The sequence below is a fragment of the Candidatus Ruminimicrobiellum ovillum genome (genome assembly GCF_002392975.1).
Taxonomy (GTDB): domain Bacteria; phylum Elusimicrobiota; class Endomicrobiia; order Endomicrobiales; family Endomicrobiaceae; genus Ruminimicrobiellum; species Ruminimicrobiellum ovillum.
This window is the reverse complement of sequence record NZ_DGIC01000009.1, coordinates 151385-165098: the sequence shown is the minus strand read 5'-3', so window position 1 is coordinate 165098 and position 13714 is coordinate 151385. Positions and strand designations below refer to the sequence as shown.

Below are 13714 nucleotides of genomic sequence, written 5' to 3'. Positions count from 1 at the left end.
ATTATTTTATTGCCAAAACAAATTTTTTAAATTCTCTGCCTCTGTGTTCAAAATCGTTGAACTGATCGAAAGATGCACATGCGGGGGAAAATAACACAATATCACCTTTTTCGGCAACAGAATGTATCTTTCTTATTGCATTTGATAATGTTTCACATTCCGTCATTTCGGCAGAACCTTTAAGCTGCTTTTTTATAATGTTTGTTGCTTCACCGATTAAAAATATGTTTTTTACTTTTTTCTTAATTAAATTAAAAATCGGTTTATACGGGCTGCCTTTATCTTGACCGCCGAGTATAAGTTGAATGTTTTTATCGAAAGATTCAAGTGCGACTTTCGTTGAATCTACATTTGTTCCTTTAGAATCGTTATAATATTTTACACCGTTTATTTCTTTTACGAACTCTATTCTGTGTTCTACACCTTTAAAATTCGATATTACTTTTTCAATTATTGCAGGCTTTGTTCCCGCGATATAACTTGCGGCAACTGCAGCAAGAATGTTATCTATGTTGTGTTTTCCCGGAATATTTATTTTCGGATTTAGTTTTATTGTTTTGTTATTCTTCTTTAAATAAATAGTTCCGTCGTTATAATAAATACAGTTTTTTGTTTTGTTGTAATTAAATTCAAACTTGGTTGCTTTCGTCTTTGTTATGGCTTTTTTCAAATATTTATCGTTATAGTTATATATTGCGTAATCTTTTTTCTTTTGATTTATAAAAACATTTGCTTTTGCTTTTACATAGTTTGCCATTGTATGATGGTGCTTTAGGTGGTCCGGAGTAATGTTCATGCTGACACTTATGTCCGGTTTAAAGTAAGGGGAATCTTCCAGTTGATAAGATGACAATTCCAAAACTAAAACAGATTTTGAATTTAATTTTGTCACAACTTCGGATATCGGAAAACCTATATTTCCGGCAACAAAAGTGTTTTTATATCCTTTCTTTATTATTTCATAAATTAAAGTTGTTGTCGTTGTTTTACCGTTGGTTCCGGTAACTGCAATTATTTTCCTGGGTTTTGCAAAATTTAATGCAAAGTCAAGTTCACTTAATATGGGAATTTCTTTTTTTCTTGCCTGTTTCAAAATATAGAGATCGTTCGGTAATCCGGGACTTTTGATTATTATGTCGCTATCGAGCACTTTTTGAGAATGTTTACCGAATTCAAGTTTAACATTCTTGTTTAATTTCATTTGTTTATGTGTTCTTGTTTTGCCGCTGTCACTGGCAAACACATCGTATCCTTTTGATATTGCTAAGTTCGCACAAGCAATACCGGATTTTCCCAATCCCAAAACCGCTATTTTTATACCGTTGTTTTTTATCATTTTTTATCTTAATTTAAGAGAAGCTATTGATATAATAGCAAGAACGATTCCTATTATCCAAAATCTTATAGTTACTTTTGTTTCCGCAATTCCGCCTAATTCAAAATGATGGTGCAACGGAGCCATTCTAAAAACTCTTTTTTGAGTCCTTTTAAACACGGAAACTTGTATCATAACCGATAATGCTTCTGCTACAAATATTCCTCCTAATATAAAAAGAATAAGTTCCTGTTTTATAAATACGGCACATAATCCCAACAAACCGCCTAAACATAAGCTGCCGGTGTCACCCATGAATATTTCTGCCGGATACGAATTATACCATAAAAATCCTAATCCGGAACCGAATAAAGCCATTAAAAATACGGAAATTTCTCCCGCTCCCGAGACATAAGGAACTTTTAAGTAAGAGCTTATGTGTGAATGACCTATAAGATAAGAAAATATTGCCAGTGTTACGGCTGCAATTATAATATTTCCCGTTGCAAGTCCGTCCAGACCGTCGGTTAAGTTTACCGCATTGGAACTTCCTACTATAACAAGGAATATTAACACAAAATACAAAAAAGATAATTCAATAAAAGTTGTTTTTAAGTATGGGATATTTAAAGATGTTGCATATTGAGTGTTTGTCGGATAAAAATATAAATATACTATCACAAGTATCGCAAATACGGACTGAAACAATAATTTCTTTTTAGCCGATAAGCCTTTGGGATTCTTTTTTACCAATTTTAAATAATCATCTATAAACCCTATCATGCCGAAATATATTGTTGCGGCTATTAACCATAAAATAAAATTGTTATCCAATCTTGCCCATAAGATTGTTGATAATAATAAAGATAATAAAATTATTATTCCGCCCATGGTAGTTGTTCCGGATTTTACTTGGTGAGTTTTGGGACCGTCATTTCTTACTATTTGTCCGATTTTATATTTTTTTAAATTTTTTATTATTGCCGGTCCTATTAAAAAAGTTATTATTAAACTTGTTAAAATAGCTCCTCCGGCTCTGAATGTAATATACTGAAAAAGATTTATATCACACAATGTATAGAAAAGATAATAGAACATTTTATTTCATTCCTTTTTTTATTTTGTCTGCGGCAATAATTTCATTATAAACTTCATCGAGCTTCATTCCTCTGGAGCCTTTTATGAATACTAATGTATTTTCCGTTATATCGTTTATCAGTTCTTCGCAAAGAATTGTTTTCGATATAAAATATTTTGAGCTTTTATCCGTAAGTTCGTTTTTTAAATAATTAACCAAATCTCCGAATAAATAAACTGTTTTTATGTTCGGCAAAGAATTTATATATTGTCCCAGTTCTGCATGATAATCCGGAGATTTTTCTCCCAACTCCAACATATCTCCTAAAACTAAAAGAATTTCTCTGCTTGGATAAGATTGAGCCAAACTTTTTATCGATTCATGCATAGATGTGGGGTTTGCATTGTAAGCGTCATTTATAATAATAGCTCCGTTGCTTAAAGAATACGATTGCATTCTCATTTTGGGAGGGGTACATTTTGCCAAACCTTCTTTTATTTCTTTAAAAGAAAATCCGAGCCCGTAAGCAACGGCAGCCGCACCTAATGCATTAAATATATTAAACTTACCTTTTATCGGTAACTCTATTGTTTCTTTATTCCCGTCAATATACATATCAAATAAAGGTTTATCCAACCATAATTTTATATTCTTTGCATAAACATCGGCACCGTTATACAAACCGAATGTAATAACTTTTTTTGATACTTGCGGTATAAGATTTTTCAAGAAAGGATTATCGTTATTTAAAGCTATGAAACCGTCATCGGCTATACCGTCTATCAATGTCATTTTTTCCTGTAATACTTTTTCCGGAGTTTTAAAAAATTCCAAATGAGAATTTCCTATATTCGTTATTATTCCGCAGTGAGGAATTACAATATCCGTTAAAGCTTTTATTTCACCGAATTCCGAAGTTCCTATTTCTATTGCAGCATATTCCGTATCACTCGTAAGATTAAATAAAGTTAACGGAACACCTATTCTGTTGTTGAAATTTCCCTGATTGGTTAATGTCTTGCCTTTTTGTCTGAATATTGACGACAACATTTCTTTTGTTGTTGTTTTTCCGTTTGAACCCGTAATTGCGGCGCAATGCAGGAGATTGAATCTTTTTCTGTATGCCGTCGCAAGTTTTTCCAATGCAACGGAGGTGTCTTGAACTTTTACTAACGACGGAATTGTAGGAAACATATTTTCAAAATTCATATCTTCTTTAGAATAAACTATTGCGGAAACATTTTTTTCTATGGCATCTCTTATGAAATCATGTCCGTCTAAAGATTTTCCTTTTATTGCAAAAAATAAAGACCCTTCTTTAACGGTTCTGGTGTCTATACTTATTTCTCTTATCGGTAAATGAGGGTTTCCTATGACGAAAGAACCGTTTACGGCATTTATTAAGTCCATCAAATAAAAATTTTCCATTTTATATTACCTAAATTTTGTTTAATATTTCGGAAGCAGTTTCTCTGTCATCAAAATGAATTTTATTTCTTCCTATTATTTGATAATTTTCATGTCCCTTACCGGCTATTAAAACAACATCTTTTTCTTTTGCCGCAATAATTGCTTGTTTTATTGCTTCCTTTCTGTCTACTATAACTTTATAATTGGTTTTATTAATTTCTTTTGCACCTGCTTCTATATCTTTTGTTATTTCTACGGGCTCTTCTTCTCTGGGATTATCGGAAGTGATAAAAACAAAATCACTCATGCTGCAAGCAACTTTTGCCATTTTCGGCCTTTTTGTTTTGTCTCTGTTTCCGCCGCAACCGAATACTGTAATAATTTTCGACGGTTTTAAATTTTTTATTGCTTCCAATACATTTTTTAAAGCATCATCGGTGTGTGCATAATCGACTACTACGGAAAATTTTTTGTTGCTCTTTATAAGTTCAAGCCGTCCGGGTGCACCTGTCATATATTTTAAACATTCAACAATTTTTCTTAACTCTATTCCCGTTGATATACAAATACAAATTACGGCAAGGATATTGTATACATTGTGCAGCCCTATGTGATTTACTTCTATTTCCGCATCACCGACCCATGATTCCAAAGTAAAAGAACTGTATTTGCTGTTTAATAAAATATCTTTTGCAAAACAAAATATGTTGCCGTATTTTGAAATTGTAGAGTAAGAGATTTTGGTAGCAGCAATACGGGAATCTTCTAAAAGTTTCTTCCCGTAAAAATCATCGGAATTAATTATAGCAAACTTTTTATTGTTTTTTAAGTTTTGCGACAATGAATAAAACAGTCTTTTTTTTGCATTAAAATAATTATCCATGTTTTTATGAAAATCAAGATGATCCTGAGTTAAATTAGTAAAAACGGCAATATCGAATTCTATTCCGAAAACTCTGCCTAATTCCAAAGAATGAGAGGAAACTTCCATTATCAAATATTTTATATTTGATTTAACCATTTCCGACATCATCTTATATAAATCTAAAGACTGCGGTGTTGTGTTCGGGGCATCAATAACAACATCGGCATATCTGTAACTTATAGTTCCTATTACACCTATGTTGATATTTAATTTTTTGAATATTGATTCCGTCATATATGTTATGGATGTTTTACCGTTGGTTCCCGTAACTCCGATAATTGTTAACTTCTTATCGGGGTAGTCATAAAATTTAGCACTGAGTTTAGACATACATAAAAAGACATCGTTTACAACTATGTTTGTGCAGCTGCAATTTTTAATTTCCGTGTCGGAAACAATACAAACCGCTCCTTTTGATATTGCTTGATCCGAAAATTCTATTCCGTTTGTATGTGTGCCGTTTAAAGCAAAAAACATGTCTCCCGGTGATACTTTTCTTGAATCGTAAGATAATCCTTTTATATCAATATTTGTATTTCCGAAAATGTTTTTAATCTCTATAACTTCAAGCAAAATGTTTAAATTCATCTTTTTGCTCCTTTTTTATTTTTCTTTTCCGTTAATTCTTCCGGCTTATCGGGTTTTATGTCGAGATATTCCGCAGCTCTTTGTGCTATTTTTGAAAATACCGGTGCCGCAACCGTGGAAGCATAGTATTCGTCACCGTAGGGTTCATCATATATCACCAAAATAACTATTTCAGGGTTCATTGCCGGCAGCATTCCGCAAAATGATGCCATGTAATTTTTCTTTGAATATTTTCTTAATTGTTGGTCGAATTTTTGTGCCGTTCCTGTTTTGCCTCCTACGGAATATCCCGGAACTCTTGCCGATTTTCCCGTTCCGTCTGTCACAACACCTTGCAAAGCCTGCCGAACTTTATAGGCGGTATCTTTACTTACCACATTTTTTCTTACAACTTCTATATCTTCAAATTCATTGTTTGCAATGGCTTTTATGATTTTAGGTTTTAAAAGAGTTCCTCCGTTTGCAATTGTACTGTAAGCACCTATGGTTTGTAACGGAGTAACAAACAATTCTTGTCCGAAGGATAAAGAGCAAGGGCTCAGCTTACTCCATTTATTTACCGGGGCAACAATTCCTTTTTCTTCTCCTGTTAATTCTATTCCGGTACGAGAATTGAATCCGAAGTTTCTTATGTAATTATAAAAAATATTATTGTCTGTTTTCAGCGCAAGTTTTGAAGTTCCGACGTTTGATGACTGTTCCAATATTTGCTGAACCGTAATTGTTTTTTGTTTATCATGGTCATGTATTGTTTGCCCGAAAATTTTAAAGTTTCCGTTTTCGCAATATACTTTGTCGGTTAATTTAAATATTCCCTGATCAAGAACAGTAGATAAAATAACTATTTTAAATGTTGAACCCGGTTCGGCGGAAAAGCCTATGGCATTGTTAATTAAATATTCCTGTTTTGCTACCTTTTCTTCCGGATTATATTTCGGTAATGACGCCATTGCCAGAATTTCACCGTTATGAGGATTTTGTATTATGGCTACTCCTTTTTTCGATTTTGTTCTTATCAATCCTTTTTCAAGTTCTTCTTCGGCAATAAATTGCAGTTTCCTGTCGATAGTTAAAACGACATCGTTAGATTGATCGATATCTTTTTCCGATACGGAATCCAAAAATACGCTCTTATAATTATTTATTACCATCTTTTGTCTTTTTATGTTTTCACCGTTAAGTTGTTCGTTACAAAATTTTTCTATACCGTTAGTTCCTATGTTTTCCGAATTTACTTTCCCTATTACATGTGCGGCCAATTCTTTTTCCGGGTAAATTCTTTTATATTTGCTTTCTATTTTTAAACAAACAAATTTATCTTCTTTAATTTCGTTTAATTCCGCACGAATTTGTTCTTTTTTTTCGATATCTTTTTTATAAATTTTTGAATCTTTTTTTAATTGTCTTATTCGTGCTCTTATCTTTTTTCTTTCCTCTGAAATATCGTGTTTTATTTGCAGAATCGTTATTTCCGATATGTTCGATTGTATAGGAATATATCTTTTTTTTGCTTTTATTGCTTCGTAGTTGGAGGAACTGAAACGAATATCGTATTTTGCAAGTAAGTTCTCGATTGCTTTTATATCCGGCATCATTTTCGCGTCAACAGACAGTGTGTAAGTTTTTACACTCATAGCCAAAATATTTTTATTTCTGTCGAAAATAAAGCCCCTTTGCTGTTGTTCTTCACTTTCTTTATACACTGTACTTTGAATGAATTGCTCTTTGTTGGAATGTTGAAAAATCTGTAAATTTATGAGTTTTGCTATTATTAAAACAAAAAATAAAAATAAAAATCCTATGATAATTTTTTGCCTTGTAGCTGCAGAGAAAAAATTTGTGTTGAGAAATTTTTTTAAGGTGTCGGAACTAAAAAAACGGTTTTTCTTCTTACTTTGTTTTATTTTTATCATTTTTTTAATATTATTTTTTGTTCTTTTGTCGGCTTTTTTAAATTTTTTTCTTTAGCAATATTATCGAGATTTTTCATGGAAAGCAAAGATTCAATTTCTCCTTTTATGGAATTTGTTTTGCTTTTTACTATATTGTAGTTTTCTTCAAGATCTGTAATTTGTATATTTAAATCAACCAACTTTATGTTTATTTGTACCATGACGATAATATAAAAAACAATACATGCCAATATGAGTAAAACGATAATTTTTATTTGTTTGCTATTCATCTGTTTTTTCCGCAATCCTGAGTTTTGCACTCCTGCTTCTCGGATTAATTTTTATTTCTTCTTCACCGGCAGTTATAACTTTTTTATTTATTATTTTTAAATTAATATTTTCTTTAAAATTTTGTTTAACTATTCTGTCTTCCAAAGAATGATAAGTTAAAATTGCGGCTCTTGCCCCGGTATTTAAAACATTTGCAATACTGTTTAACATATCCCGTAAACTGCCGAGCTCGTCGTTAACATAAATTCTTAAAGCCTGAAAAATTTTTGTTGCCGGGTTAATTTTACCTCTAGCCCATTTTACTTTACAAACAATGTCCGTTAACTGATTACAGGTTTTAATATTTCCTTTTATACGTTCTTCAACTATTTTTTGTGCAATCTGTTTTGAAAGACTTTCTTCACCGTACTTAAAAAATATATCCTGCAACTTTTCTTTACCGAAAGTGTTCACAACTTCATAAGCGGTCAATTCTTGTTCTTTGTTCATTCTCATATCGAGCAAATCATTTGAATTAAAAGAAAAACCTCTTGTTTTATCGTCAAGCTGTTTTGACGATACACCCAAATCCGCAAGTAACCCGTTAATCTTGGATATATTCAATTCTTTTAATTTTTTTTCAATGTTCCTAAAATTATCATGACAAAAAATTATTCTGTCTTTAAATTTTTGCACTTCGGGATTTTCTTTAAATCTCTTTAGCGAATCTGTATCCTGATCGAAAGCTATTATTTTAATTCCTTTGTGTTTGTTCAAAAGATATAAACTGTGACCGCCGCCTCCGAAAGTACAATCAACATAATAACCGGTATCTTTAGTTATAAGATACTGATCTATTTCGTTTAACATAACCGGTAAATGATAAAAGTTTTCTTCCATTTTCGGAGTGTTCTTTCCGAAGAACACTAAACAGACGGTTATACACCGAATTCTGTATGTTTACAAGTAAACATTGTGGTCATTTCTCTGCTATATAAATTACTTTATATAGTCAAGCGATAATAACTGCTATCTTGCTTTCCGGTAAGGTTTTAGCCGTTTCACCTCTTACCTTGGTTATAGTAAGAGCTATTCCTTTTGCAAGGAACACATTTTCCTTTCGGAAAATATCGTCTCTGCTCGCACCTCTATCCTCGCGGACTGTGGGAATTGCCCACTACCGTTTTTCTCCCGAAGGAGAGTAAAGTTCGGACTTTCCTCTTTACAATGAATGTAAAGCGACCACGAACCGTCTGTTTATGTTATTCTTCTATACCTTTTTTATTAAATAATATTCTGGAACAATTATCGCAATATACAAGTTCTTTGCATTTCGTTGCCTGAACTATCAATTGCGGTCTTAAAACCATATTGCACCCGCTACAACTTTCACCGTCAATTGTCGCAATTCCCTGTCCGTTTCTGCTTTCTCTTATTCTTTCGTATTGAGATAAAATGTTTTTGTCTATCGTTTTGGAAAAATCATCTCTTTCTTTTTGTATTGTTTCAATGTTCTCTTTAGCTTTTTCCACGGTAAGTTTTGCATCCGCAATTTCTTTATTTATTTCCGCTTCTTTTGCTTTTGTATCTTCATCGTATTTTTTTAAATTAACCATTTCTTTATCTATATCTTCCATAAGTTGAAGAATTTCATCTTCAACAACACTTTTATCGGCTTTGGCTTTCTCTATTTCAAGTAAACAATTTTTGTACATATCGTTTGCTTTAATCGTATTTAAATCTGAAGTATGTTTTGCTATTGCCGCTTCTTTTGCGGATAAAAGAGCTTCTTTTTCTTTTTTCAACGAAGTTAATCTTACATATTCCGCTTTTTTATTTTCAAAACTTGCTTTCAATTCCGCAATCTTTTTTTGTTTTTCTTCAACAAGCTTCGGTAGATTTATAAGATTTTGTTTCAGTTCAAAAATCTTTACATCTTTTTCCTGTAATTGATATAAAAGTTCTAAAGTTTCTTTTAAATTTTCCATTATATCTCCAATAAAATTATAAATTTAGTTAATTATAGCAAGTTTAAAAATATTAGACAATACAAAATAATTATTAAATATGATTTGTTTTGACACTATAAGGCTTTTTTTTATAAAATCTAAAGATATATGAAGAATAAAAAAGCTGTTTTTATTACAATAGAAGGCTGTGAAGGGTGTGGGAAAACCACACAGTCCGAACTGCTGAAAAAATATTTGGAATCCAAAGGATTAACCGTTGTTTTAACAAGAGAGCCCGGCGGGAGTATTGTTGCCGAACAAGTAAGGAATATTTTGCTTAACCCGGATTTTAATGTTGCTCCTTTTTGTGAACTTATGTTATATGAAGCATCGAGAGCACAGCATTTGGAAGATGTAATAAAACCGAATTTACAAAAAGGGCATGTTGTAATTTGTGACAGGTTTACCGATTCCACGCTTGCTTATCAGGGATATGCAAGAGGAATAGATAAAGAAGTAATAAAAAAATTAAATAATATAGCAACATCGGGATTAAAACCGGATTTAACTATTTATTTGGATATAAATCCGAATAAAGGTATAAAAAAAGCAAAAACAGTTAATAAAGGAAACCTTACCGGAGGAGACAGAATAGAAAGAGAAAGTTTAAAGTTCCATAATAACGTAAGAAAAGGATTTCTTGAACTTGCAAAAAAATATCCTGACAGAATAAAAAAAGTAAAGACGAGCGAAATAATAGAAAAAACTCAAAAAGAAATAAATAAAGAAATAGATAAATTTTTTAAGAAGAAAAAAATATATGTTTGAAAAAATAATAGCACAAGATAAAGCAAAAAAAATCCTTTCCGAACAAATAAGAAATAATAAGATTCCGCATGCTTATATTTTTATGGGTGAAGAAGGAACGGGCAAAATGCTTACCGCAATAGAATTTGCAAAAATTTTAAATTGCATGATTAACGATTATACAAAAGTAGATGCCGGTCCGTGTAATCATTGTTTGTCTTGTGAGCATATAGATAAAGGTACTTTTCCGGATTTGCATATAATAAATTTCGAAAAACAAGATGAAATTGCCGAAAAAGAAAGCGAAAAAGGAAAAACAAAACTCGGCATAAAGCTTATAAGATATATGCAGGAAAAAGTATATATTAAAGCTACCGACGGTAAATGGAAGTTCTTTATTATAGAACCGGCTGAAAAAATGACAACAGAGGCTTTTAATTGTTTATTAAAAACACTTGAGGAGCCGCCCGATAATACAATAATCATACTTATAGCCAAACATAAAGAAACAATACCCGTAACTATTTTATCAAGGTCTCAAACTGTTTTTTTTCAACCTCTGCATAGCGAAGAAATCTCAAAATATTTGCAGGAAAAACATTCTTTATCGCAGGAAAATGCCGACAAAATTGCAGAAATGTCCGACGGCTCGATAGAAAAAGCGGAACAATTAATGCTGAATACTCAAAATGAATATTCCTCTTTATGGACAGAGTTGACAAGTAAAAAGTTGGCATTGGCGGATATTCTTATAAAAAGTAAATCCGTTGCCAAAGACAGAGATAGTGCCATAGAGGCTGTCGGCATTATTACGGAAAATGCGACTAAATTTTTTAGACAAAATCCTAATAAGTATGCTAATATTATTGAACAGTTATCGCAAAGTAAAAGATATTTGGAACAAAATGCTAATCCTACAAATGTGTTAGACAATTTGTTCTTATATATAAATTCAAAAATAAAATAAACGGAGATATAAAGTTATGCCAATGGTAGTAGGAGTAATAGTCAGAAGAATTAAAGATAAAGTTTATGCTCAAACGGGGAAATATACAGTAAACTTAAATGATAAAGTTATACTTGAAACAGAGCACGGAACCGAATTCGGTGTAGTTTGCGAAAAAGAAAAAAATATGCAACCTTCAAAAGATGTGTATATCGGAAAAATTTTAAGAATAGCTACGGAAAACGATTTGAAAAGGCTTGTTAACAATGAAAATAAAAATGCACAGGCAAGAGTGACTGTTTCAAAAAAAGTTCAGGAACATAAACTTGATATGAAATTGACTTGTGTTCAATATACTTTTGACAGAACGAAACTTTTTATTTATTATACTTCCGAAACGAGAGTTGATTTCAGGGAACTTATAAAAGATTTGGCTCATACTTTGAAAACAAGGATACAGATGGTTCAAATAGGTGTCAGAGATGAATCTAAAATTGTAGGCGGAGTCGGAGTTTGCGGTAAGCAATTATGCTGTCAAATTTTCTTGAAAGATTTTTCGTCGGTAACAATAGATATGGCAAAAGATCAGGATTTGTCTTTAAACACTTCAAAACTTTCCGGACTTTGCGGAAGATTGATGTGTTGTTTGGCTTACGAATATGATAATTATGTTTGCTTTAAAAACAAACATCCGAAAGTCGGGGAAACGGTAATAACTCCTAACGGGAAAGGAAAAGTTGTTTCGGTTGATTGTATAAAAGAAACTTTTAATGTTGAACTTTCCGAAAACAATATAAAAACTTTTAAAGCGTCGCAAATAAAAAAGGCTTAAAAGTTTGAATATTGTTAGTCAATATGATAAAATAATTATTTAGATTTGCAGTTATTTTTAAGGAGAATAAGTTATGAAAATAGTTAAAGAAGGTTATCCTTTTATTTTGGGCTTTTTTATAGCAGGTATCATTTTTAATTTGATTTTTCCGCCTTTAGCTATAATTTGTTATCTTTTATCAATAGGTTGTCTTTTATTCTTTAGAGATCCGGATTTAACCGTAAATACAGACGAAAAATTTATTTTGTCACCATGTAACGGAACCGTTATGAATGTGCTGGAAAATGAAAACGGTCAAACGGAAGTCAGAGTTTTTATGTCGGTAGCAAATGTTCATTTGCAAAGATCTCCGATTTCGGGAACAGTAAAATCCGTTGAACATAAACCGGGTAAATTTTTGAAAGCACATTTGCCGGAAGCTTATATTGAAAATGAACAAAATGTTATTACAATAGAAAATGAGAACGGAACTTATATAGTTAAACAAATCGCCGGTATTCTTGCGAGAAGATGTGTTGCTTGGGTAAAACCGGGGGATGTTGTAAAACAGGGTGATAAAATAGGTGTTATTAAGTTTAGTTCCCAGGTGGATTTGATTATGCCTGCAGGTTATGATGTAAGAGTAAAAGTAGGGGATAAAGTAACTTCAGGTCTTAGTATATTTGCAATAATAAAACAAAATGCATAGCATTTTTGGTAAATAAACAGATTTTTCGCTTTGCGAAAAATACATTCATTATACATTGTAAATTATAAATTATAAATTGGAGTTTAAGATGCCTTCTTTAAGAAAAGGTTTGTATGTTTTACCGAGTATGTTTACTGCCGGGAATTTAGCGTCCGGATTTATTTCGGTTATATGTGCAATAAACGGAAACTTTAATGCTGCCGCATGGTTTATAATACTTGCGATTGCTTTTGATATGAGCGACGGTAGAGTTGCAAGACTCACAAAAACAATGAGCAAATTCGGTATGGAATTTGATTCGTTATGCGACTTGGTTTCTTTCGGTGTGGCTCCTGCTGTTTTAATGTATCAGTTGGTTTTAAATACAATGGGAAATGTCGGTATAGCAATAGCCGTTATTTTTGTTGTTGCAAGTGCCACAAGACTTGCAAAGTTCAATGTTAAAGCTATGGAACCCGTAGATGCAACAAAACCTAAAAGTGATACTTTTTCAGGGCTTCCTACACCTGCATCGGCCGGGTTAATTTCATCTTTTGTTTTAAGTTATGAAATATTTGACGGAACTGTTTTGAATTTTAAAACTATTCCTTTGCTTATGAAAAAGATGCCTTTTTTCTTTAATGCAATGCCTGTAATAATGTTAATACTTGCATTCTTAATGGTATCAACAGTTCCTTACGGAGCATTTAAACATATTAAATGGACAAGACCGAAATCTATACAGGTCTTTTTCTTGGCGGTTGTATTTGTTGCTTTAATTTTTACATATCCGCAAAATACAATTTTTATAATATTTTTACTCTATATCCTTTCCGGTTTTGTGGTTCTTTTGGTTAGAGGATATAAAATAAGAAAAGCATTATCTAAGAATAAAAAAGAAAATAAAAATGAAGATAAATAAAATAATACTAAAATTTTTACATATCGGCTTTTTGGGAAATTGGCGATTACAATAGCTGATTATTTATTTGTTTGTATAACAAAAATTGACGAGAATAAAAGTAAATAATTGGA

The 13714-nt window shown here is 31.8% G+C and carries 13 protein-coding genes and 1 other RNA gene; 5 read left to right on the top strand and 9 right to left on the bottom strand.

The features are described from left to right. Position 1: 1 nt before the first annotated feature. From murD to B2Y85_RS03620, 9 genes are all read right to left on the bottom strand, one after another. Positions 2 to 1336, bottom strand: a complete 1335-nt coding sequence (murD, locus tag B2Y85_RS03660; RefSeq protein WP_372519122.1) for a UDP-N-acetylmuramoyl-L-alanine--D-glutamate ligase — start codon at positions 1334 to 1336, stop codon at positions 2 to 4. A gap of 3 nt (positions 1337 to 1339) precedes the next feature. Further along, positions 1340 to 2413: a phospho-N-acetylmuramoyl-pentapeptide-transferase gene (mraY, locus tag B2Y85_RS03655; RefSeq protein WP_372519121.1), complete on the bottom strand. Its 1074-nt coding sequence runs from the start codon at positions 2411 to 2413 to the stop codon at positions 1340 to 1342. Position 2414: 1 nt separating this feature from the next. Then, entirely contained in the window at positions 2415 to 3821 is a 1407-nt protein-coding gene (locus B2Y85_RS03650; RefSeq protein ID WP_372519120.1) for a UDP-N-acetylmuramoyl-tripeptide--D-alanyl-D-alanine ligase, read from the bottom strand. Between the two features lie 10 nt (positions 3822 to 3831). After that, positions 3832 to 5316, bottom strand: coding sequence for a UDP-N-acetylmuramoyl-L-alanyl-D-glutamate--2,6-diaminopimelate ligase (locus B2Y85_RS03645; protein ID WP_372519119.1), 1485 nt, complete (start codon positions 5314 to 5316; stop codon positions 3832 to 3834). Continuing rightward, the gene (locus B2Y85_RS03640; RefSeq protein ID WP_372519118.1) at positions 5313 to 7019 is read right to left on the bottom strand and encodes a peptidoglycan D,D-transpeptidase FtsI family protein; all 1707 of its coding nucleotides are present in this window, start codon (positions 7017 to 7019) and stop codon (positions 5313 to 5315) included. The genes B2Y85_RS03645 and B2Y85_RS03640 overlap by 4 nt, the downstream gene beginning before the upstream one ends. 206 nt (positions 7020 to 7225) lie before the next feature. Then, positions 7226 to 7498 (bottom strand): hypothetical protein, encoded by a 273-nt coding sequence (locus B2Y85_RS03635; protein ID WP_372519117.1) that lies wholly within the window; start codon positions 7496 to 7498, stop codon positions 7226 to 7228. After that, entirely contained in the window at positions 7491 to 8378 is an 888-nt protein-coding gene (gene rsmH, locus B2Y85_RS03630; protein ID WP_372519116.1) for a 16S rRNA (cytosine(1402)-N(4))-methyltransferase RsmH, read from the bottom strand. The genes B2Y85_RS03635 and rsmH overlap by 8 nt, the downstream gene beginning before the upstream one ends. 25 nt (positions 8379 to 8403) lie before the next feature. Beyond that, positions 8404 to 8736, bottom strand: an RNA gene (rnpB, locus tag B2Y85_RS03625) — RNase P RNA component class A. Positions 8737 to 8740: 4 nt separating this feature from the next. Continuing rightward, a complete protein-coding gene (locus tag B2Y85_RS03620) occupies positions 8741 to 9466 on the bottom strand; it encodes a zinc ribbon domain-containing protein (RefSeq protein WP_372519115.1) in 726 nt (241 codons plus the stop codon). A 129-nt stretch (positions 9467 to 9595) separates the two neighbouring features. On the opposite strand from B2Y85_RS03620, the gene tmk reads away from it, so the two are divergent. The 5 genes from tmk (at position 9596) to pssA (ending at position 13601) form a co-directional block, all read left to right on the top strand. Continuing rightward, complete coding sequence (gene tmk, locus B2Y85_RS03615) at positions 9596 to 10255, top strand: dTMP kinase (protein ID WP_372519114.1); 660 nt, start codon at positions 9596 to 9598, stop codon at positions 10253 to 10255. Further along, complete coding sequence (gene holB, locus B2Y85_RS03610) at positions 10248 to 11201, top strand: DNA polymerase III subunit delta' (RefSeq protein WP_372519113.1); 954 nt, start codon at positions 10248 to 10250, stop codon at positions 11199 to 11201. The genes tmk and holB overlap by 8 nt, the downstream gene beginning before the upstream one ends. 16 nt (positions 11202 to 11217) lie before the next feature. After that, complete coding sequence (locus B2Y85_RS03605; protein WP_372519112.1) at positions 11218 to 12012, top strand: PSP1 domain-containing protein; 795 nt, start codon at positions 11218 to 11220, stop codon at positions 12010 to 12012. A 73-nt stretch (positions 12013 to 12085) separates the two neighbouring features. Beyond that, positions 12086 to 12700 (top strand): phosphatidylserine decarboxylase, encoded by a 615-nt coding sequence (locus B2Y85_RS03600; protein WP_372519111.1) that lies wholly within the window; start codon positions 12086 to 12088, stop codon positions 12698 to 12700. A gap of 88 nt (positions 12701 to 12788) precedes the next feature. Then, positions 12789 to 13601 (top strand): CDP-diacylglycerol--serine O-phosphatidyltransferase, encoded by an 813-nt coding sequence (pssA, locus tag B2Y85_RS03595; RefSeq protein ID WP_372519110.1) that lies wholly within the window; start codon positions 12789 to 12791, stop codon positions 13599 to 13601. The last annotated feature ends 113 nt before the right edge of the window (positions 13602 to 13714 follow it).